Raw genomic sequence first — 19,755 nt, 5'->3', positions numbered from 1 at the left:
GGGTTCGACGGGCCTTTCGCCTTGCCATGTCGGAAGGGATCAGCCTTCGTTCTTGGCCTTGAGCGCTTCGCCCAGAATGTCGCCCAGCGAGGCGCCGCTGTCGGACGAGCCATACTGCGCAACCGCCTGCTTCTCTTCGGCGATCTGCATGGCCTTGACCGAGAAGGTCGGCTTCTTGGCGCGGTCGAAACCGGTCACCATCGCGTCGAACTTCTGGCCGACCTGGAAGCGTTCCGGACGCTGTTCGTCACGGTCGCGGCCAAGGTCGCTGCGCTTGATGAAGCCGGCGGCGCCGTCTTCACCGGCCTGGACTTCCAGGCCACCATCACGCACTTCCAGAACCGTCACGGTGACGATCGCGTTCTTGTTGAGGCCTGCAGCCGCAGCCGCGGTGCCGCCAGCGGCCGGGCCGCCACGCTCAAGCTGCTTCATGCCGAGGCTGATGCGCTCCTTCTCGACGTCGATGTCGAGAACGACGGCCTGAACCGTCTCGCCCTTGCGGTGCAGGGCCAGCGCATCTTCGCCCGAAATGCCCCAGGCGATGTCGGACATGTGGACCATGCCGTCGACGTCGCCGTCCAGGCCGATGAACAGGCCGAACTCGGTCGCATTCTTGACTTCGCCCTCGACCGTCGAACCAACGGGATGACGCTCGGCAAAGCTGTCCCAGGGGTTGGACTGCGCCTGCTTGAGGCCCAGGCTGATGCGGCGCTTTTCGGGATCGACTTCCAGAACCAGGACTTCGACTTCCTGGCTGGTGGACACGATCTTGCCGGGATGGACGTTCTTCTTCGTCCAAGACATTTCCGAAACGTGGACCAGGCCTTCGATGCCCGGCTCGAGCTCGACGAAGGCGCCATATTCGGTGATGTTCGTGACGCGGCCCGTCAGCTTCGCGCCGACCGGATATTTGGCGCTCGCGCCTTCCCACGGATCGCTTTCCAGCTGCTTCATGCCCAGCGAGATGCGCTGGGTGTCGCGGTTGATGCGAATGATCTGCACCTTCACCGTGTCGCCGATGTTGATCATCTCATTGGGATGATTGATCCGCTTGTAGCTCAGGTCGGTGACGTGCAGCAGGCCGTCGATGCCGCCCAGGTCGACGAACGCACCATAATCGGTGATGTTCTTGACGACGCCTTCGATGATCTGACCTTCGGCCAGTGTCTGGATGAGGCCGCTGCGCTGTTCGGCGCGGGTTTCTTCCAGAATGGCGCGGCGCGACACGACGATGTTGCCGCGGCGGCGATCCATCTTGAGGATCTGGAAGGGCTGCGGAATGTCCATCAGCGGTGTGACGTCGCGCACGGGGCGGATGTCGACCTGGCTGCCGGGAAGGAACGCGACGGCGCCGTCGAGGTCGACGGTAAAGCCACCCTTGACGCGGCCGAAGATGACGCCTTCGACGCGGGCGCTTTCGGTGAATTCGGCTTCCAGCTTGTCCCAGGCGGCTTCGCGGCGGGCGCGGTCGCGCGACAGCATCGCTTCGCCATGGGCGTTTTCGACGCGGTCGACATAGACTTCGACTTCGTCGCCGACCTTGAGGTCAGCCTTCTGGCCGGGCATCGCGAATTCGCGCAGCGGCACGCGGCCTTCGGACTTCAGGCCAACGTCGATGACGGCCAGGTCGTTTTCGATACCGGTAACGGTGCCCTTGACGACGCGGCCTTCGAAACCGCCATCCTCGCCACCGAGAGAATCATTGAGCAGCGCGGCGAAATCGTCGCGCGAGGGAAATGCCGTAGAGGCCATTAAGTCGTTCCTTCACTCGTCATTGCTGGCCAACCGGTTGTATCCGGTGGTCTTTGGCCAAACTACGCGCCAGGCCGAATACCCGTCGCGTATCCAATGGGTTGAGAGCCAAGGGACGCGCCGTCGAGAAAAGCGAAAAGGGCGCCCGGAAAATCCGCGCGCCTTATCGGGTCACTCGTGCGGAGCGACCTTCCAGCTGGGCGTCCACAAGCGCGATCGCCCGCTGGACGGCCGCGTCTATAGTCAATTCCGACGTGTCGAGCAAGTCCGCGCCATCGGCGACCCGCAGCGGAGCGTGGTCCCGGCTCATGTCGCGGGTGTCGCGCGCCTGAATGTCCGCGACCAGCGAATCCATGTCCGGGTGCCCGCCATGCGCCAGCGCATCCTTGTATCGGCGTTCCGCGCGCACATGCACGCTGGCGGTAACGAAAATCTTGGCGTCGGCATCGGGCGCGATCACCGTCCCAATGTCGCGTCCGTCCAGGATCGCACCGCCGGGCTGGGTCGCGAAATCGCGTTGCCGCTGAACCAGCGCATCCCGCACGACCTGATGCACGGATACGCGACTGGCGAGGCTGCCGACCGCTTCGCTGCGCAGCGCCGGGTCAGCGAGCAATGCGTCACCGAAATTGCAGGCGGCCAGGGCATCTTCTTCCCGATCGGGATCGCCGCCGGCCTTGAGCACCGACAGGCCCACCGCACGGTAAAGCAGGCCCGTGTCCAGCACCGGCAACCGATAATGGCGGCCCAATGCCTTGGCGATCGTACCCTTGCCGGATGCTGCGGGACCATCGACGGCTATAATCATTGTCTTTTCCTGCGAAGCGCGTTGCCGAGCCCGAGCAGCGCGATTGCGGCCCAGACGATTTCCAGCGCCATCGACGCCATGTTGAAATGGACCGTCAGCGACCAGATGAGAAGCAGCGACCCGACGAGGTTGAGAAGGTTGAAAATGAGGAAGTTCAGCTGTCGGGCCATGTTGCTGTAGGCATAGGCGACGACCATGAGTGCGCTGCCAGCAAGGCCAACCAGATTGGCGAGGTCAAGGTTCATGCGACAGCCCCTAATTCGCGCAACAGCGGGATAAAGGTCGGGAAGCTGGTGGCGACCGGGCGCATGTCGTCGATCGTGACCCCTTCACGCGACGCCAAGCCTGCGATGGCAAAGCTCATCGCGATGCGATGATCCAGCTTCGTCGCGATCGGGCCGCCGCCGGGCAACAACTGGCCGCCAGTGCCTTCGATGATGAGGCCGTCCTCCATTTCCTCCACTCGCGCGCCGATCGCACGCAACCCCTCTGCCATGGTCGCGATCCGGTCGGACTCCTTGACCCTCAGTTCCTCCAGTCCGCGAAAGACGCTGCGCCCCTGCGCAAGGGCCGCTGCGACGAAGGCAACCGGATATTCGTCGATCATGCTGGGGGCACGGGCAGGATCGGGCTCAACGCCGGTCAGCACCGATGCCGTGACGACCAGGTCGCCAACCGGCTCCCCGCCGACATCGCGCGCGTTCACCACCTCGATGGCCCCGCCCATTTCGCGCAGCAGGTCGATCAGCCCGGCCCGCGTTGCGTTCAAGCCGACATTGGCGATCGTCACCTTTGATCCCGGCACGACCAGCGCTGCGACCATCGGGAAGGCGGCCGAGGACGGATCGCCCGGCACCATGATTTGCTGCGGCTTGAGTTCGGCCTCGCCGATCAGCGTGATGACACGGGCGCCATCGGCCTGCTGCTCCACGCGCAGATCCGCGCCGAATCCCTGGAGCATGCGTTCGCTATGGTCGCGCGTCGGGATCGGCTCGACGACACGCGTGATCCCGGGTGTGTTGAGACCGGCCAGGAGAATGGCCGACTTCACCTGCGCCGATGCGACGGGCAGCACATAGTCCAGCGGCACCGCCGGGCACGCGCCCCTCATCGTCAGCGGCAGGCGGTCGCCAGGACTGGTCGTGAAGCTGGCGCCCATCTGGGCGAGCGGCTCCGTCACGCGTGCCATCGGCCGCTTGCTCAAGGATGCGTCGCCAATGAAGGTCGCGGTAAGATCATGGCTGGCCAGCAAGCCCATGAGCAGCCGCGTGGACGTGCCGCTATTGCCCATGTCGAGCGCAATTTCTGGTTGCAACAGGCCGCCGACGCCCACGCCGTGAATATGCCAGACGCCGTCGGCGTCGCGCTCGATCCGGGCACCCATCGCCCGCATTGCTGCCGCCGTGGCAAGCACGTCTTCCCCTTCCAGCAGTCCTTCGACCCGGCTTTCACCGACCGCCAGCGCCGACAGCATCAGCGACCGATGCGATATGCTCTTGTCGCCCGGCACAGTGACGCTGCCCGAAAGGGGCGGCGCTGTGCGGAAGGTCATAGGCATAGGCTGGTCTTGGGTCTGGGTCACAAATGCCCCTTGTCATGGAACGGAAAAAATCTCCGCGGCTTTTGACAGCGGGGTTTGCCTATGGCAAGGCGCGCCTCGTTTCGCGGGCGACCAGACTGTCGCGCCGCGTGATTTCTGTTTGAGCATCGAAGAAGGAACAGGCCGGACATGGTGAAGGCTGAATGGGGCACGAAGCGGACCTGCCCAAAATGCGCGACTCGCTTCTACGATCTGGGCAAGGACGATCCGGTGGTGTGCATCAACTGCAACACCGCTTGGGAACCCGAGCCCGTGCTGAAATCGAAGCAGCCCTTGCCCTATGAGGAAGCGCCCAAGAAGGTGGTGGAAACCGCCGATGGCGAACGGGAAACGGCTGACGACGATCTGGACCTGGATATCGACGTCGATGATGACGACGATTCCCCGGACAATGACGTCGATCTGGGCGGTGACGACGACCTGGGCGTCGAAGCTGGCAATGACGACGACAATGACGACAATTAACTGAAAATTCCGCTTGCCAATGGGGTCTGACGATCCTAGAGGCAGCGACCTCCGAAGCGCCGGCCCAAGCGGCGCTTCGGGTTGGTGACGGGGCCTTAGCTCAGCTGGGAGAGCGCCTGCATGGCATGCAGGAGGTCAGCGGTTCGATCCCGCTAGGCTCCACCAGTTTTGCCGATCAGGGAAATGTCCAGGGGCATTTGCCGGCAAAACTCCCGAAGCGTCAGCGCCGGGCGGACCTCAGTCCGGGGCTGCACCATTATTTGGCCGACGGTTTTCCGGACATGGCCCGACCTGATTGCTGCGGCGCTCCCGCGCAGGATGGGGCCTTAGCTCAGCTGGGAGAGCGCCTGCATGGCATGCAGGAGGTCAGCGGTTCGATCCCGCTAGGCTCCACCAAAAAACATCCTCACAAATTGAATATCGGTTGGCCGCGAAATCCCTGAGTCTCCTGCCCTTCTCCCTGGGCCGGACTGAGGGACGCTCTTCCAATCACGCGATGGAAATGAAGCTGTCCATCACGCGCTTGCGGCCGGCGGTTTCGAAGTCGATCTCCAGCTTGTTGCCCTCAATCTCCGCGACGGTGCCATAGCCAAATTTCTGGTGAAAGACGCGCAGGCCGATGCTCATGTCGCTGCGGCCCTTATTGCCCAGCGAGACAGCGGAGGACCGCGCTTCCACGATGCGCACCGGCTCGGCGCTAAACTGGCCCGATGATTGGGCGCGCTGCCAGCCCGGTCCCCGGCCAGTGCCGCGCGCGACATTGGCGAAGGGGTCTTCCCGTTCCGACCAATTGGCGCGCCATAGCGACGCGCCGCCGCTCATGCTGCTTTCCTCCTCGACATGCTCGGGGGGAAGCTCCCCGACAAAGCGCGACGGGATCGAACTGGTCCATTGGCCATAGATGCGGCGGTTGGCGGCATGCAGGATGGTGCAGCGCCGCCGCGCGCGCGTGATCGCAACATAGGCCAGCCGGCGCTCTTCCTCCAGGCTGTTGAGGCCCCCTTCATCGAGCGCGCGCTGCGAGGGAAACAGGCCTTCCTCCCACCCCGCAAGGAACACATGCTCGAACTCCAGGCCCTTGGCGGCGTGGATGGTCATGATCGTGACCTTGCGCTCTTCCGCCTGCGCCTCATTGTCCATCACCAGACTGACATGCTCCAGGAAGGCGCCCAGCGTGTCATATTCCTCCATTGCGCGGGTCAATTCGGTGAGATTTTCGAGCCGCCCGGCGCTTTCGGTCGTGCGATCGGCCTGTAGCATCGCGGTATAGCCACTCTCGTCCAATATCTGGCGCGCCAGTTCGGCATGAGGCAATTGCCCCGCGCGATCACGCCACCGCGCCAGATCGCCGATGAAGGCGCCCAGCGACCGGCGCGCCTGTGGCGTCAATTCGTCCGTGTCCAGGATCCGCGCGGCGGCGAGGGTAAGCGGAATCCCCTGCGCGCGGGCAAGGCGATGCAGTTTTTCGACAGCCTTGTCCCCTAGGCCACGTTTGGGCACATTGACGATCCGTTCGAAGGCCAGATCGTCGGCCGGCTGGTTGACGAGGCGCAGATAGGCGAGCGCATCGCGGATTTCGGCGCGCTCATAGAAACGGAAGCCGCCGATGATGCGATAGGGCAGGCCGATCTGGATGAAGCGATCCTCAAACTCACGCGTCTGATGCTGGGCGCGGACCAGGATGGCGACATCGTCCAGCGACCCGCCGCTCCGCTCGATCGCCTCGATATCCTCGCTGATGCGCCGCGCCTCCTCCGGCCCGTCCCAGACGCCGATGACCTTGACCTTTTCGCCCACATCAATGTCGGTCCACAACGTCTTGCCCAGGCGATTGCCATTTTCGGCGATCACGCCGGACGCCGCGCCTAATATGTCCGGGGTCGACCGATAATTCTGTTCCAGCCGGATGATCGTTGCGCCAGGAAAATCCTTTTCGAACCGCAGGATATTGGCAACCTCTGCGCCGCGCCAGGAATAGATGGACTGATCGTCATCGCCCACGCAGCAGATATTCTTCCGCTCCTGCGCCAACAGCCGCAGCCACAGATACTGGCTCGAATTGGTGTCCTGATATTCGTCCACCATGATGTAGCGGAATTTTTGCTGATACTGCTCCAGCACGTCGCGATGCTTTTTCAGGATGGTGAGAACATGAAGCAGCAAGTCCCCGAAATCGCACGCGTTCACGTCACGCAAGCGCGCCTGATAGGCGGCATAGAGTTTCTGCCCCTTGCCATGGGCATAGCCCTCCGCCTCACCCGCGCTGACTTCGTCCGGCGTCAGCCCCTTATTCTTCCACTGGTCGATCAAGCCGCCCAGTTGGCGGGCGGGCCACCGCTTTTCGTCAATGCCCTCGGCCTGGATCAATTGCTTCATCAGCCGCAGCTGGTCATCGGTGTCCAGGATGGTGAAATTGGATTGCAAGCCGACCAGTTCGGCATGACGCCGAAGCATCCGCGCGGCGATGGCATGGAAAGTGCCGAGCCAGGGCATTCCTTCGACCGCGTCGCCGATCATCGCACCGACGCGCGCGCGCATTTCCCGCGCGGCCTTGTTGGTGAAGGTGACCGCCAGAATTTCCGACGGCCAGGCGCGACGCGTCGCGACCAGATGGGCCAGCCGCGCCGTCAGCGCCGCCGTCTTGCCGGTTCCCGCGCCGGCCAGCACCAGCACCGGCCCCTCGGTCGTCAGCACGGCCTCTCGCTGTGGCGTGTTGAGGCCCTTCAAATAAGAGGGATCGTTGGGTGAAGGTGCGGGAAGCGTCATGCAAAATCAACTAGGGTCGGGCAGGGATGGGGGCAAGGGCAGGGCCTTGCCAGTTCGCCCTTTCTATGAGAACAAAAAGCGAATCATGCAAGGGGATGACTGTCATGCTCACCGGCCAATGCCAATGCGGTGCCATTCGCTATACGGTGCAGGGCGATCCGGCGTATAGCGCGCTATGCCATTGCGGCGATTGCCGGGCGAGCGCCGGAGCGCCGATGGTCGGATGGGCGCTGTTTCCCGAGGACAAGCTTATCATCAGTGGCGAGCCGGTCAGCTATCGCTCGTCCGAAAACGCGATCCGTCAATTTTGCGGGACCTGCGGCACCGGGCTTTTCTACCGCAATCCCGTTGTCTTTCCGGGCGGGATCGACCTTCAGACCGCGACGCTGGACGATCAGGACGCGATCCCTCCCCAGGCGCATATCCAATGGGCCGAAGCGGCGCCATGGGTAAAGGCGATACAGGATTTACCCAGGTTCGATCGCTATCCAGAAGCCCCTTGAGCTTTAAGACGGGCACTGGGCCCGGATATTTTCGTCGCTATTCGGGAACGGCTTTTCCTTGCGCGGTGTTCTGTCTTTCGCACGAGCGGGCACCGGGGCACGATAAAAGGAAAGGATGTTCCCGATGAAAACGTTCCTGTTGGCAGGCGCCGCCCTGCTTGGCGTTTCGGCCATTTCCAGCACGGTCCTCGCGCAAGACGCCATGACACCGGGCAGCATGACACCGGGCGGTCAGCCGCCCGCCGGCACCATGACCCCGCAGACCGACCCGGCCATGCCCACGCCACCCGCAAATCCCTCGACGAATATGCCGACGCAACCCGACGACTCGTCCATGCCCATGCCCGCTGACCCGAATGCAGGCCAGCCTACCGGCGCCGTGCCGGCTGATCCCGGTATGATGCCCGCCCCTGCCAATGCGCCCCGCGATCCCGCAGCGCCGATGGGTTCGGCGGAAAATCCCGTGACCATGGGCGGTAACATGACGCCGCCCCTGACCGAGGCGAAGGACTATCCCGTCTGTTCGCGCACGGTTCAGGACAGCTGCATCAATCGCGGCCAAGCCCGTGCTATGCGCAAGCCCGGCTGAGTCGGCCGGCTTAGCCAATGGCTCGGCCATATGAGGGCCGGTCCGGCATTTCGGACCGGCCTTGTCTGCGCGACGTGCCTTATTCCGGCCGCAAAAGCGTCAACCGCGCCTTGCCGACGTTGCGGCTGGCGTCGATAGCATAGCCTTTCACGGCGACGTCTTCCCGGTGGCCGGTTTCGATCGAAATCCAGCTGGCCGGCCCGGTCCATCCCAATCGTCCGAGCTTATCCAGTGCGACCTGGCCCGCGCCCGTGTCATAGGGCGGGTCCATGAAGATGATGTCCAGCGGCGCAGGGGCTGGACCAAGCGTCAATACGCTCGACGGACGAATGTCGGGACGAACGCCAAAGCGATCACCATTGGCGCGGATCGCGTCCAGCGCCGCCTTGTCCTGCTCGACAAACAGGCATGTGGCCGCGCCGCGTGAGAGCGCTTCGAACCCCAAGGCGCCCGACCCTGCGAAAAAGTCCCCTACCGCCAGACCTTCGAAAGACCCGATCCGGCTTGTCAGCATGGAAAACAGCGTTTCGCGCGTGCGATCCGCCGTGGGGCGCGTCGCGTCGCCCTTGGGCGCGGTCAGCGGGCGACCGCGCCATTCGCCGGCGATGATCCTCATGCCGCGCCGCCCTTCAGGGTCTTGCGAAAAAGAATGAGGTCGTGCTGGCGCACTTCCTCCACCGTTCCGACCGCCAGTTCCCCCAAGGAAAAGGGGCCATAGGCCGTACGGATCAATCGGTTCACCTTCAGCCCCAGATGTTCCAGCACGCGCCGGACCTCGCGATTCTTGCCTTCGGTCAGCGTCATTTCAATCCATTGGTTGCGCCCGGTCCGGCGCTCCAGATTAGCCTCGATCTGGCCGTAGCGAATGCCGTCGATTTCCAGCCCGTCGAACAGGTCCTCCAATTGTTGCTGGCTGACCTCTCCGAACGCCCGCGCACGGTAGGTGCGGGGCACGCCGGTCGCGGGCAATTCCATCTGCCGCTTGAAACCACCATCGGTCGTCAGCAGCAGCAGCCCTTCGGTGTTCATGTCCAGGCGCCCTATCGGCATGACACGCGGCAGTCCGTCGGGCAGGCGATCATAAATGGTCGGGCGACCGGCCGGATCCCGTTCGGTCGTCAAGCATCCGGTGGGCTTGTGGAACAAGAACAGCCGCGTGGGCGCAGGGGCGGCAATGGCGACGCCGTCGACCGTAACGCCATGCAGCGACGTCAGCAGCGTCGCGGGCGTATCAACCGGCGCGCCATCCAGGGCGATGCGCCCGTCTGCGATCATCCTTTCGATTTCCCTGCGTGACGCGACTCCGGCCCGCGCCAGCAGCTTTGCGATGCGCTGAGGTTCGTTCTTGCCGGAGGCTGCTGCGGCCGCGCGGGCGGGATGCGGATTGGCTTCCTGCGCGGCCCGGGGCGATCGGCGGACGGTGGACTTCCCCGTCGCGGGGCGCTGACGCGCGCCATCAGGACGCTTAGGGCCACCGCCGCCTGCCCCCCTGCGAGGCGATCCAGATTTTTTCGGCGGTTCCACGGTCAATTCCTTTTCCTTGTCACTGGCCGTTCCCATATTCGAACAAAGCCAGCATTGAGCTGAAATGTGCCGCTCCGGAGACTATGCGAAGGAGTTTGCGTCCCGTCGGGCAACCCGGTGCGGGCGCGCGGCGTTTCTCTTATCGCATGGCGGAATCAGGGCGGGCTTGGCAAATGTTTTTCGGTTTGTTGAAAGAGGAAGAAAAGCGGCCCTCACGGCGCAAGGCAATCAAATCCATCCTGGTGGTGGAAGATGAGCCGCTGGTAGCCTTTGACAATGAACATGCGCTGGAACAGGCGGGCTACCGGATCGCTGCCACCGTCGACGACCATGATCATGCCGTGCGCGTCATTGATGAAGGCGGCGTGGATCTGGTGGTGGCCGACGTCGCCCTCCAAGGCGAAAAAAGCGGAATCGACGTCGCGCGTCACGCCGCGGAACGCGAGCTGCCGGTGCTGTTCGTCACTGGGCGCTGTCCGGGGGACGCCCGCGCGCTGGCCATCGGCTGTCTGTCCAAACCCTATGCCCAGCGAGACCTGATCGCGGCGATCCAGGTGGTCGACGCGGTCCTGCGCGGCGCGCGCCGGCCCAAGTTGCCGCCGGGCCTCACCCTGTTCGAGCCGCGCGGCTGATCGCTGCAATCGCTGCTTGCCTGATGCGCCTCACGCCATATGGTGGCGCAAACGGACGCCAAGGGGATCGCGCGCATTTATGACCGAAATTACGCAGGGCAGGCGCTCATGGGTGGATGCTGTGAAACCCTATGCGGAAAAAGCCCCGCTCGCCGCCTTTTTCCTGGGCGTTTCCTCCGGTTTTCCCTTCGCCATGATCGGCGCAACGCTCACGACGCGCCTGGCGCAGGACGGGATCGACAAGAAGGCGGTGACGGCCTTCACCCTGGCGTTCCTCGTCTATAATCTGAAATGGATCTGGGCGTGGATTGTCGATGGCGTCCGCGTGCCGCTCATCGGCCGTCTGGGCCAGCGCGTGTCCTGGCTGCTTATTGCTGGTGCGTTGTCGATCCTCGCGGTCGTCAACCTCGCTCTGGTAGACCCCACGACCAGCCTGCTCCAGACCGCTTATGCCGCAATCCTGGTCGGTGTCGCGGGTGCGACCTACGACATCGTCATCGATGCCTATCGCATCGAAATATTGGAGCCGCGCCAACTGGGCATCGGGTCGGGCATGTCGCAATATGGCTGGCGCATCGGATCGGTCGCGGCCGGATCACTGGCGCTCGTGCTGGCGGCGCGGATCGGCTGGCATGGCGCCTATCTTGCCTGCGCGGTCTTCGCTCTTCCGGCCATGCTGACAGGCTTGATCGTCGGCGAGCCCACGCGGCATCGCGAGGCCGTCAGTCGTCGCGGACTGGGGGAGGTCTGGCAATCCATCGCCGGCCCCCTTGCCGAATTTTTCCGCCGGCGCGGCGCGTTCCTGGTGCTGCTCTTCATCCTGTTGCATAAGATCGGCGATACGCTGGCCAACCTGACCTTCCGCCTGCTGTTTGACGACATGGGCTACAGCAATGACGAAATTGCCATTTATGACGTCGGCATGGGCTTCTGGGCCTATCTTGTCGGGATTTTCATTGGCGGCATTCTGTATGCGCGGCTCGGCATGAAGCGGTCGGTGCTGATCAGTCTCGTGCTGATGTGCGTGTCCAATTTCAGCTTTGCCGCGCTCGCGGCGCTCGGCAAAAGCAATTGGGGCATGGCCGGCGCGATCGGCTTTGAAAATTTCGCGAGTGGCATCGGTGGCGTGACGGTCGTCGCCTATTTCTCTGCCCTGTGCGACTTGCGCTTCACCGCCTCGCAATATGCGCTGATTTCCGCCGCGGCCAGCATCGTTGGCCGTTTCCTGACCGGCACGACGGCCGGCGCGTTGATCGAACGCTTTGGCTATGTCGATTTCTACCTTCTGACCACGGGCCTGGCCGTACCGGGGATCCTGCTATTCTGGCTGATGATGCGCGCCGGCCTGATCGACGCGAGCGTAGGAACGGCAGCGACGGCAGGGAAGGATCAGCCCGTCGCGTAAAGATCGAGCGGTCGGCCCAGGTCGCTGTGGGCCTGTGCCACCGCCTGCAGGCAGGTTAGCGCACCCAGGGCATGGTCATTGCCCAAAAGTGCGCTCACCTGGTCATAGGCCTGATTTGGATCGCGCAGGGCCAGCCCCGTCGCTTCCATCATCCTTGCCTCATCAGGGGTCATGCGCGCGCAGCAGCAGGGTGCGACCATGATCCTGCGGCTCGATGCGCGGGCCAGTTCCAGCATCATCGCGCGCATCAGCACCAGCGGCCGGCGGTAGCTGCGTCCGAAGGCCCCCAGCATGGCGTTGGCTGCGTGCGCGTCATTCACCCCGGCGCTGGCCATCCGGCGCATCACGAACAGGAATAGCCGGTTGCCATAGCCGCCCGGAATAGGACGGGGTAAGTCGACGGGGGAAGTCTCTCCATAAGCCATAGAATCGCGCCTTCTTGATTGGTCGAAGCCGCAGGATAGGCTATTGCGAAGCAGTCGCAAGTATATTCAGTCGGGTAATTGCCCGTTCAGTCGCAAAATCTGCCCCGCCAAATAGAGCGATCCGCCCATCAGCAACTTGGCCGGCGGCTCGGCAAGGGATGCCATGGCCAGGATCGCGGCGTCCGGCCCTTCATGGGCGGTGCAGCCAATGCCCCATTGATTGGCAATGGCGGCGAAGCGATCGGCCGGGTGATGATCATGGCCGGGTACGGGCAATGCGTGGATATGTCCGACGATGCCGGCAAAGGGCGCGAGGAAGGCGTCAATATCCTTGTTGGACAGCATGCCGACCACGAGATGAAGCTTTCGCCCCTCCAGCCGTTCCGGCGTAAAATAGGCGGCGATCGCTTCGCCCGCTGCGGCATTATGGCCGCCGTCCAGCCATGTGTCGGTACGGGGCGGCAAGGGCGCCAGCAACGGTCCGCGCTCCAATCGCTGCAAGCGGGCGGGCCATTGCGCCCAGAGCGGCGCAGCCTTGAGCGCGGCGTCGGACAGTGGCACGACGTGCTGATGGCGCAGCATGGCGACGGCAAGCGCCGCATTGTGAACCTGATGCGCGCCCGCCAGCCGGGGCAAGGGCGTATCGATCCGTCCATGCGCGTCGCGATAGTGGAGCCGGTCGCGATAGACGGCGGCATCCCACCCGTCGCCCTGACCGATCCACTGCGTCCCCGCTTGCGTCACCGCCGCCGTCATGATCGGCTCGAGCAGGTCTGGATAGCGCTGCGTTACCAGCGGCGCGCCCGCCTTTGCGATGCCGGCCTTTTCCGCGGCGATCAGCGCCAGCGTGTCGCCCAGAAAGGCCTGATGATCGATGCCAAGCTGCGCGATGCCGCAGACGACGGGATCAACGATGACATTGGTCGCATCGAGCCGTCCGCCAAGCCCCACTTCGATGATGCAGGCGTCGGCGCGATGTTCGGCAAAGGCCAGGAAGGCAGCGGCCGTCGTCACCTCGAAAAAACTGGCGTTCACGCCCTCCGCAATGTCCAGCACGCGTTCCAGATAGCGCGCCAGCTTTGCGTTGTCGATCAATTGGCCGGCGATGCGGATGCGTTCATTGAAGCGCACCAGATGCGGCGAGGTAAAGACATGGACGTTCTTTCCATCCGCCTCCATCGCCGCACGCAGGAAGGCGCAGGTCGACCCCTTGCCATTGGTTCCGGCGACGTGAAACACAGGGGGCAGCGCGCGGTGTGGATCACCCAGCCGTTCCAGCAGGCGCGTGATCCGCTCCAGCCCCAATATGTCCGCGCCCGGCGATAGCGACCAGAGCCGATCCAGTTGCGCCTGTACGTCCGGATCATCCGAAACGGCATGGTCGGCCACGGCGCTATTCCCCCTTGGCGCGTAGCGGTCAGGCGGCTGCGCGGGGCCGCAGATAGCCGATCACCCGCGCCAGCGTATCGCGCAATTCGCTGCGATGGACGACCATGTCCAGCATGCCATGGTCGAGCAGATATTCGGCGCGCTGGAACCCTTCGGGCAGTTTTTCGCGGATCGTGCTCTCGATGACGCGCTGTCCGGCAAAGCCGATCAGCGCATTGGGTTCGGCGATCTGAATGTCGCCCAGCATCGCATAGCTCGCGGTGACGCCGCCGGTCGTAGGATCGGTCAGCACGACGATATAGGGCAATCCCTTGGCATGCAGCTTCTGGATGGCGACGGTCGCGCGGGGCATCTGCATCAGCGACAATATGCCTTCCTGCATCCGCGCGCCGCCTGCGGCGGTGAAGATGACATAGGGGCAATCATGCGCGATCGCGTCATTGACCCCCTGGATGAAGGCTGCGCCGACACCCATGCCCATGGACCCGCCCATGAAGGCGAAATTCTGCACCCCCATCACCAGCGGGACTTCGTCGATCGCGCCGCGCGCGTTGATCAGCGCGTCCTGATCGCCAGTGGCCTGGCGCGCGGCCTTGATCCGGTCTGGATAGCGCTTGCTGTCGCGAAATTTGAGCGGGTCTTCGCTGACATGGGGCGTGGGCAGCAGGATGAAGCCGGCGTCAAGTATCTGCGCGAACCGTTCATTCGGCCCGATCCGTCCATGATGGTCGCAACGCGGGCAGACCGACAGATTTTCTTCCCACTCCTTGATGAACACCATCTCGCCGCAGGACGGGCATTTGTGCCACAGCGTTTCGGCGGTGGTCTCCTTCTTGGTGAAGGGCAGGGCGTTGCGGACGCGGTTGATCCAGCTCATGCGGCAGTCTCTTGGGCTTGATGGGTGAGCGCGCCGCGCAGCGCGGCGACGAAGTCCTGAACGAAGGGGGCGGCGGCATCGCCATGGCTGCCGACAATATCGACGATTGCCGATCCGACGACGACGCCATCGGCGACGCGACCGATCGCGGCGGCCTGTTCGGGCGTGCGGACACCAAAGCCGACAGCCACCGGCAGGTCGGTCGCGGCCTTGAGCCGGGCGACCGCCATCTCGATCGACGATTGCGCCGCCTGTTGCTTACCGGTGATGCCCGCGACGGCGACATGATAGAGGAAACCGCTCGCGCCATCGAGGACGGCGGGCAGGCGTTGCGCGTCAGTAGTCGGCGTCGCCAGACGCACCGGATGCACATTCGCCGCGCGCAGGGCTGGGCCGATTTCGGCATCCTCCTCGGGCGGCACGTCGACGCAGATGACGCCATCGACACCGGCCTCTTGGCACTGATCCGCGAACCAGTCCGCGCCTCGCACCAGCATGGGATTGGCATAGCCCATCAACACCAGTGGGGTGTCCGGATGCCGCGCGCGGAAATCCGCTGCCAGCGCGAACACGTCCCTGGTCTTCGTGCCAGAGCCGAGACTACGCAGATTGGCCAGTTCGATTGCGGGACCGTCGGCCATGGGATCGGTAAACGGCATCCCAAGCTCGATAATGTCCGCGCCGCCCGCGACTAGCGCGTCAAGGATGGCGGGCGTCGCCGCGACGTCCGGATCGCCAGCGGTCACGAAGGTGATGAGCGCAGCGCGCCCCTGCGCCTTGCAGGCGGCGAAGCGGGTGGAGAGGCGGTCAGTCACGGGCATGTCCCAACTTCCGTTCGCCCTGAGCTTGTCGAAGGGCTGGTCTTCTTTTCGACCTTCTAATGAGAGAAGTGCGGGCCCTCGACAGGCTCAGCCCGAACGGGTTGTGATATTGCCGACTGGCCCTCACATCTCAACTCCCAGTGCATCCGCCACCGTGAAGATGTCCTTGTCGCCACGGCCCGACAGGTTGACGACGATGATCTTGTCCGCGTCCAGCGTGGGTGCGACCTGCTCGGCCGCCGCGATGGCGTGCGCGGATTCCAGCGCGGGAATGATGCCTTCGAGGCGCGAGAGCGACTGGAAGCTTTCCAGCGCCTCGTCATCCGTGATCGGCATATATTTGACGCGCCCGATCTCATGCAGCCAGCTATGCTCAGGGCCAATGCCGGGATAATCGAGGCCCGCCGAAATGCTGTGCGCCTCCGTGATCTGGCCATCCTCGTCTTGCAGCAGATAGGTGCGGTTGCCGTGCAAAATGCCCGATGCGCCACCCGCCAGGCTCGCGGCATGCTTGCCGGTCAGCCCTTCGCCCGCCGCCTCCACACCGATCATCGCGACTTCGGGATCGTCGAGGAAGGGGTGGAACATGCCAATGGCGTTGGACCCGCCGCCTACCGGCGCGATGAGCATGTCGGGCAGGCGGCCTTCGGTGTCCAGCATCTGCGCGCGGGTTTCCTTGCCGATCACCGACTGAAAATCGCGCACCAGTTCGGGATAGGGATGCGGCCCCGCCGCCGTGCCGATGATGTAGAATGTGTCGTGCACATTCGACACCCAATGGCGCAGCGCGTCATTCATCGAATCCTTGAGCGTCGAGGAACCGGAATGGACCGGGATCACCTCCGCGCCGAGCAGTTTCATGCGGAAAACGTTGGGCTTTTGCCGCTCAACATCCTTGGCGCCCATGAAAATCTTGCATTCCAGGCCGAAGAGCGCCGCGACGGTCGCAGTGGCGACGCCATGCTGGCCCGCGCCGGTTTCCGCGATGACCTTCTTCTTGCCCATACGCCGGGCGAGCAGCGCCTGGCCGATGCAATTGTTGATCTTGTGCGCGCCGGTGTGGTTGAGTTCCTCGCGCTTCAGGTAGATTTTCGCGCCCTTGCCCGGTTCCGCTTTGGCGCGCAGCGTCTCGGTCAACCGACCGGCATAATAGAGCGGATTGGGGCGCCCGACATAGGTGCGGAGCAGCTCGGCCATTTCCGCGTCGAAGGCCGGATCTGCCTTCGCCGCCTTATAGACTTTTTCCAGTTCCAGGATCAGCGGCATCAAGGTTTCGGCAACGTAACGACCACCAAAGGCGCCGAAATGGCCGTTGGCGTCGGGCTGGCTGCGCAGGCTGTTGGGCAGGGCAATGGTGTCAGTCATGAATCGGTCTTTCCAGAAGGACGACAATAAGGGCGTTCGCAGGTGCCAGTCCGGCACGCGATCAGCGCCATCGTCCTTCAATGCGCGGGGCAGGGGCAGTGAACGTCAACATGCGGATACCGCTTTGCAGAAGGCCATGATCTTGTCCACACTCTTGATGCCGGGCGCGTCCTCAACCCCCGATGAAATGTCGATCAGCGGCGCGCCGGTCTCGCTGATGGCTTCGCAGACATTGGCGGTGGACAGGCCGCCTGACAGGCCCCAGGGGGCGGGCACCGCTACCCCCCGCAACAGCCTCCAGTCAAAGCGCAGGCCCATGCCGCCGGGCAAGGCCGCGCCATCGGGCGTCTTGGCGTCGAACAGCAAGCGATCGACCGCGCCGGCATAAGCAGACGCGCCATCAATATCCGCACGAGACTTGACCGAAATCGCCTTCCACACCGGCAGGCCGAAACGCGCGCGGATGGCGGCGCTGCGTTCGGGACTTTCCTTGCCGTGAAGCTGGAGGGCGCTGATTGCCTCTGTGCCCACGATGCGGGCCAATTCCGCGTCGTCTGCATCGACCACCACCGCCACGCGCCCGACATGCGCTGGCACCGACGCGGCCAGTGCGCGCATGTGATCGGCTTCGACATGGCGTGGGCTTTTGGGAAAATGCACAAAGCCCAGATGGCTCGCCCCTGCGCGCACGGCGGCGCCAACCGTTTCCGGCGTCGACAGGCCGCAAATCTTGATCGCGAGTCGGGACATGGCGGCGCTTTAGCGGTGATCGGCCGCGAAGTCACATGGCGGGCGATGGCCGTCGACGGTCAGGTCCATGTCATGCAGTGCCAGCCACTGATCGGCGTGCGTGATGCAGGCTGTGCCCAGATAGGCGTCCAGCGCGGCAATGATGGTCGCGTCGTCCATGTCCCTGGGATCGAACGGTGCATGCCAGTGCAGGTCGAACCGCGGACCATCTGTGCGCAGCAGGTAGAAGGGCAGGATGCGCGCGCCCACCTTGCGCGCCAGCCGCAACGCGATCGACAGATTGCCGGACGGCACCAGCGGCCGACCGAAGGTCGGGAACCACACCTGCCGCTCGCGGCGCTCGTCGGCGAGGATATAGAGCGTCGCGCGGTCCTTCTGCGTCAGATGCTTGAGCACGCCGCGCGCCGCCCCGTCGCCGCCAATCGCCTCCCCCATATAGCTGGAGCGCGCCTTCTTGAGCTGGGCGGCGATCCTGGGGTCTTCGGGATCTTCATAGACGCCAAGGCCCGGCCGGTCTGTCGACCATTTGATATGGGCGGCGAGCAGGTCCCAATTGCCCAGATGACAGGTAAGGGCAATCATCGGGCCGGGACCGTCGAGCACCTGTTTATAGCCCGGCGCATCGATAACCCGCACATGCGCGTCATTCACCAGTCGATCGATATTGGCAAGTTCCGCCATGGTGCGGCCGACATTGACCCAGCGCCGGGTCAAGATCGCCTCACGCTTCGCTTCGGACAGATCTGGCCGCAGGATCGCCAGATTGGCGCGCGCCCGCGCATCGCGCAGCTTCATGGTGCGCCGCGCGACATGGGCGGACAGCCACCCGCCAAGCCACGACGCCAAGCGCACGGGCAAATGACGCATCAGTGCAAAGAGAAAGGGGTTGGAGAGCATGGGCCGAGCGTCATACAGCAGCCGTCGAAACGGTAAAGGGTGCGGCGGCAAGGATGATATGGCTCTGGGCAGTTCTTCAGGCGCTCACCCTCATCGGGGTCGCCAGCTATTGGCGCAACCTGCCGATCGAACGAAAGGAAGAAACGCCTGATGGCGTGGTCGTCATCCTCAGCCTGCGCGACGATTGGGACGGCGCTCCTGACCTGATTGCCCGACTACAGACCCAGCATGCCCGGTTCCGCCTGATCCTAGCGACATCGGGCCATTGTTCCGCCGCGCGCGACCTTGCAAGCCGCGAAGGCGCATGGGTGCAGCTGGTTTCCGCCGGCGTTGCGCAGGATGAAGGGCAGAAGGTGCACAAGCTCCGCGCGGCTCTGGGGGCATTGGGACCGGATGATCGCTATCTCGTCTTCCTCGACGCGGATATTGCGCCACCGGCGCGGCTCATCGGGCGGCTGCTGTTTCCGCTCGCGCGCGACAAGGCGGATATCGCGACCGGCTACCGCATGCTGCTTCCTGGCCGGGGCTGGATGCCCACGCTGGTCAGCGCGGTGGAAATGCAGCTTGCGACATTGCCGCGCTCCGCCACCGCCACCATGCCCTGGGGCGGCGCGATGGCGATGACGCGCGGCGTGGCTGACCGGCTGGACCTGGACGGCGTGCTTGCCGGGCGGCTGTCCGATGACATGGCGATCGGCCTGGCCGGTTGGCGCGCAAAGCTGCGGATGCGGCCGGTGCGCGATCTGCTTGTTGCCAGCCCGATTGACGGCCGCGCCGCCGACCTGCTGGCGTTTGGGGTGCGCCAATATCGGCACGTCCGCACCAACAGCCTGCGCATGTGGGGCGTTGCCACCGGCATGGTCGCGGCGCAGTCGGCAGCCTGGCTATGGGCTTTGGGATGGGGAGGCTGGGCCGCGATCGCGATCGGCTATAGCGCGGCCTGGGTTAGGGCGCTGGTCCGGCGGAAGATACTGATCAGCGTGCTCGAACCCGCCCAGATCCGGCAGGCGCAGCGCTCGCTCTATTGGGATATCGCCCTGCCATTTGCCGTCGCCTGGTCGCATCTGGCGGTGCAGCTGGCCGCCGCTTGCTCAGACAATATACGCTGGGGCGGATGGCTTTATCGTGTGAAGCAAGGCCGGGTCACGAGCATGTCCCGCACACCCGGCTGATATGCCGTCTTAACA

Annotated in this window: 20 protein-coding genes and 2 tRNA genes; 8 read left to right on the top strand and 14 right to left on the bottom strand. The window is 64.1% G+C overall.

What is annotated here, in order from left to right:
- Positions 1–39: 39 nt before the first annotated feature.
- The 4 genes from rpsA to aroA form a co-directional block, all read right to left on the bottom strand.
- Positions 40–1,752: a 30S ribosomal protein S1 gene (rpsA, locus tag LL253_RS13435; protein ID WP_009821855.1), complete on the bottom strand. Its 1,713-nt coding sequence runs from the start codon at positions 1,750–1,752 to the stop codon at positions 40–42.
- A gap of 163 nt (positions 1,753–1,915) precedes the next feature.
- Positions 1,916–2,560, bottom strand: coding sequence for a (d)CMP kinase (gene cmk, locus LL253_RS13430; protein ID WP_228227499.1), 645 nt, complete (start codon positions 2,558–2,560; stop codon positions 1,916–1,918).
- Entirely contained in the window at positions 2,557–2,805 is a 249-nt protein-coding gene (locus tag LL253_RS13425; RefSeq protein ID WP_009821853.1) for a CBU_0592 family membrane protein, read from the bottom strand. The genes cmk and LL253_RS13425 overlap by 4 nt, the downstream gene beginning before the upstream one ends.
- Positions 2,802–4,112, bottom strand: a complete 1,311-nt coding sequence (gene aroA, locus LL253_RS13420; protein ID WP_228227498.1) for a 3-phosphoshikimate 1-carboxyvinyltransferase — start codon at positions 4,110–4,112, stop codon at positions 2,802–2,804. The genes LL253_RS13425 and aroA overlap by 4 nt, the downstream gene beginning before the upstream one ends.
- 177 nt (positions 4,113–4,289) lie before the next feature.
- On the opposite strand from aroA, the gene LL253_RS13415 reads away from it, so the two are divergent.
- The 3 genes from LL253_RS13415 (at position 4,290) to LL253_RS13405 (ending at position 5,021) form a co-directional block, all read left to right on the top strand.
- Entirely contained in the window at positions 4,290–4,625 is a 336-nt protein-coding gene (locus LL253_RS13415; protein WP_009821851.1) for a TIGR02300 family protein, read from the top strand.
- Between the two features lie 89 nt (positions 4,626–4,714).
- Positions 4,715–4,790 (top strand) — tRNA-Ala (locus LL253_RS13410).
- A gap of 155 nt (positions 4,791–4,945) precedes the next feature.
- Positions 4,946–5,021 (top strand) — tRNA-Ala (locus LL253_RS13405).
- 93 nt (positions 5,022–5,114) lie between these two features.
- On the opposite strand, the gene LL253_RS13400 is transcribed toward LL253_RS13405, so the two are convergent.
- Entirely contained in the window at positions 5,115–7,391 is a 2,277-nt protein-coding gene (locus LL253_RS13400; protein WP_228227497.1) for an ATP-dependent helicase, read from the bottom strand.
- 104 nt (positions 7,392–7,495) lie between these two features.
- On the opposite strand from LL253_RS13400, the gene LL253_RS13395 reads away from it, so the two are divergent.
- Positions 7,496–7,894, top strand: coding sequence for a GFA family protein (locus LL253_RS13395; protein WP_037542742.1), 399 nt, complete (start codon positions 7,496–7,498; stop codon positions 7,892–7,894).
- Positions 7,895–8,018: 124 nt separating this feature from the next.
- Positions 8,019–8,483, top strand: a complete 465-nt coding sequence (locus LL253_RS13390; RefSeq protein ID WP_228227496.1) for a Fe-S oxidoreductase — start codon at positions 8,019–8,021, stop codon at positions 8,481–8,483.
- A 79-nt stretch (positions 8,484–8,562) separates the two neighbouring features.
- Here the strand turns inward: LL253_RS13390 and rsmD are convergent, their stop codons facing one another.
- Positions 8,563–9,099 carry a 16S rRNA (guanine(966)-N(2))-methyltransferase RsmD gene (gene rsmD, locus LL253_RS13385; RefSeq protein WP_228227495.1) on the bottom strand — a complete coding sequence of 179 codons (537 nt, stop codon included), beginning with the start codon at positions 9,097–9,099 and terminating at the stop codon, positions 8,563–8,565.
- The gene (locus LL253_RS13380) at positions 9,096–10,007 is read right to left on the bottom strand and encodes a pseudouridine synthase (RefSeq protein WP_228227533.1); all 912 of its coding nucleotides are present in this window, start codon (positions 10,005–10,007) and stop codon (positions 9,096–9,098) included. The genes rsmD and LL253_RS13380 overlap by 4 nt, the downstream gene beginning before the upstream one ends.
- A gap of 173 nt (positions 10,008–10,180) precedes the next feature.
- Between LL253_RS13380 and LL253_RS13375 the strand changes: the two genes are divergently transcribed.
- Both LL253_RS13375 and LL253_RS13370 read left to right on the top strand, forming a co-directional pair.
- Complete coding sequence (locus LL253_RS13375; RefSeq protein ID WP_009821842.1) at positions 10,181–10,639, top strand: response regulator; 459 nt, start codon at positions 10,181–10,183, stop codon at positions 10,637–10,639.
- A 79-nt stretch (positions 10,640–10,718) separates the two neighbouring features.
- A complete protein-coding gene (locus LL253_RS13370; protein WP_228227494.1) occupies positions 10,719–12,044 on the top strand; it encodes an AmpG family muropeptide MFS transporter in 1,326 nt (441 codons plus the stop codon).
- Here LL253_RS13370 and LL253_RS13365 read toward each other — a convergent pair.
- From LL253_RS13365 to LL253_RS13335, 7 genes are all read right to left on the bottom strand, one after another.
- Positions 12,029–12,469 (bottom strand): DUF6628 family protein, encoded by a 441-nt coding sequence (locus LL253_RS13365; RefSeq protein ID WP_228227493.1) that lies wholly within the window; start codon positions 12,467–12,469, stop codon positions 12,029–12,031. The two genes, LL253_RS13370 and LL253_RS13365, sit on opposite strands and share 16 nt — an antisense overlap.
- 66 nt (positions 12,470–12,535) lie before the next feature.
- The gene (locus tag LL253_RS13360; RefSeq protein ID WP_228227492.1) at positions 12,536–13,858 is read right to left on the bottom strand and encodes a bifunctional folylpolyglutamate synthase/dihydrofolate synthase; all 1,323 of its coding nucleotides are present in this window, start codon (positions 13,856–13,858) and stop codon (positions 12,536–12,538) included.
- A 28-nt stretch (positions 13,859–13,886) separates the two neighbouring features.
- Positions 13,887–14,735, bottom strand: a complete 849-nt coding sequence (gene accD / locus LL253_RS13355) for an acetyl-CoA carboxylase, carboxyltransferase subunit beta (protein WP_228222396.1) — start codon at positions 14,733–14,735, stop codon at positions 13,887–13,889.
- Positions 14,732–15,556 (bottom strand): tryptophan synthase subunit alpha, encoded by an 825-nt coding sequence (gene trpA / locus LL253_RS13350; protein ID WP_228222397.1) that lies wholly within the window; start codon positions 15,554–15,556, stop codon positions 14,732–14,734. The genes accD and trpA overlap by 4 nt, the downstream gene beginning before the upstream one ends.
- A 123-nt stretch (positions 15,557–15,679) precedes the next feature.
- Positions 15,680–16,921 (bottom strand): tryptophan synthase subunit beta, encoded by a 1,242-nt coding sequence (trpB, locus tag LL253_RS13345; RefSeq protein ID WP_228227491.1) that lies wholly within the window; start codon positions 16,919–16,921, stop codon positions 15,680–15,682.
- A gap of 105 nt (positions 16,922–17,026) precedes the next feature.
- On the bottom strand, positions 17,027–17,671 hold the full coding sequence (locus LL253_RS13340; RefSeq protein ID WP_228227490.1) for a phosphoribosylanthranilate isomerase: 645 nt from the start codon (positions 17,669–17,671) through the stop codon (positions 17,027–17,029).
- A gap of 9 nt (positions 17,672–17,680) precedes the next feature.
- The gene (locus LL253_RS13335; RefSeq protein ID WP_228227489.1) at positions 17,681–18,568 is read right to left on the bottom strand and encodes a lysophospholipid acyltransferase family protein; all 888 of its coding nucleotides are present in this window, start codon (positions 18,566–18,568) and stop codon (positions 17,681–17,683) included.
- A gap of 53 nt (positions 18,569–18,621) precedes the next feature.
- On the opposite strand from LL253_RS13335, the gene LL253_RS13330 reads away from it, so the two are divergent.
- Complete coding sequence (locus tag LL253_RS13330; protein WP_228227488.1) at positions 18,622–19,740, top strand: glycosyltransferase; 1,119 nt, start codon at positions 18,622–18,624, stop codon at positions 19,738–19,740.
- Positions 19,741–19,755 lie beyond the last annotated feature (15 nt).

This window comes from Sphingobium soli (assembly GCF_020782245.1).
GTDB classification, from domain to species: domain Bacteria; phylum Pseudomonadota; class Alphaproteobacteria; order Sphingomonadales; family Sphingomonadaceae; genus Sphingobium; species Sphingobium soli.
This window is presented reverse-complemented; position numbering and strand designations above follow the sequence as displayed.

Excerpts from the sequence above, each read along its gene's own strand:
- LL253_RS13415 (WP_009821851.1), top strand. The coding sequence starts at position 4,290 with ATGGTGAAGGCTGAATGGGGCACGAAGCGGACCTGCCCAAAATGCGCG.
- LL253_RS13390 (WP_228227496.1), top strand. The coding sequence starts at position 8,019 with ATGAAAACGTTCCTGTTGGCAGGCGCCGCCCTGCTTGGCGTTTCGGCC.
- LL253_RS13330 (WP_228227488.1), top strand. The coding sequence starts at position 18,622 with ATGATATGGCTCTGGGCAGTTCTTCAGGCGCTCACCCTCATCGGGGTC.
- LL253_RS13370 (WP_228227494.1), top strand. The coding sequence starts at position 10,719 with ATGACCGAAATTACGCAGGGCAGGCGCTCATGGGTGGATGCTGTGAAA.
- LL253_RS13375 (WP_009821842.1), top strand. The coding sequence starts at position 10,181 with ATGTTTTTCGGTTTGTTGAAAGAGGAAGAAAAGCGGCCCTCACGGCGC.
- LL253_RS13340 (WP_228227490.1), bottom strand. The coding sequence starts at position 17,671 with ATGTCCCGACTCGCGATCAAGATTTGCGGCCTGTCGACGCCGGAAACG.
- LL253_RS13400 (WP_228227497.1), bottom strand. The coding sequence starts at position 7,391 with ATGACGCTTCCCGCACCTTCACCCAACGATCCCTCTTATTTGAAGGGC.
- rpsA (WP_009821855.1), bottom strand. The coding sequence starts at position 1,752 with ATGGCCTCTACGGCATTTCCCTCGCGCGACGATTTCGCCGCGCTGCTC.
- trpB (WP_228227491.1), bottom strand. The coding sequence starts at position 16,921 with ATGACTGACACCATTGCCCTGCCCAACAGCCTGCGCAGCCAGCCCGAC.
- aroA (WP_228227498.1), bottom strand. The coding sequence starts at position 4,112 with ATGACCTTCCGCACAGCGCCGCCCCTTTCGGGCAGCGTCACTGTGCCG.
- LL253_RS13395 (WP_037542742.1), top strand. The coding sequence starts at position 7,496 with ATGCTCACCGGCCAATGCCAATGCGGTGCCATTCGCTATACGGTGCAG.
- accD (WP_228222396.1), bottom strand. The coding sequence starts at position 14,735 with ATGAGCTGGATCAACCGCGTCCGCAACGCCCTGCCCTTCACCAAGAAG.
- rsmD (WP_228227495.1), bottom strand. The coding sequence starts at position 9,099 with ATGAGGATCATCGCCGGCGAATGGCGCGGTCGCCCGCTGACCGCGCCC.
- LL253_RS13335 (WP_228227489.1), bottom strand. The coding sequence starts at position 18,568 with ATGCTCTCCAACCCCTTTCTCTTTGCACTGATGCGTCATTTGCCCGTG.
- trpA (WP_228222397.1), bottom strand. The coding sequence starts at position 15,556 with ATGCCCGTGACTGACCGCCTCTCCACCCGCTTCGCCGCCTGCAAGGCG.
- LL253_RS13365 (WP_228227493.1), bottom strand. The coding sequence starts at position 12,469 with ATGGCTTATGGAGAGACTTCCCCCGTCGACTTACCCCGTCCTATTCCG.
- cmk (WP_228227499.1), bottom strand. The coding sequence starts at position 2,560 with ATGATTATAGCCGTCGATGGTCCCGCAGCATCCGGCAAGGGTACGATC.
- LL253_RS13425 (WP_009821853.1), bottom strand. The coding sequence starts at position 2,805 with ATGAACCTTGACCTCGCCAATCTGGTTGGCCTTGCTGGCAGCGCACTC.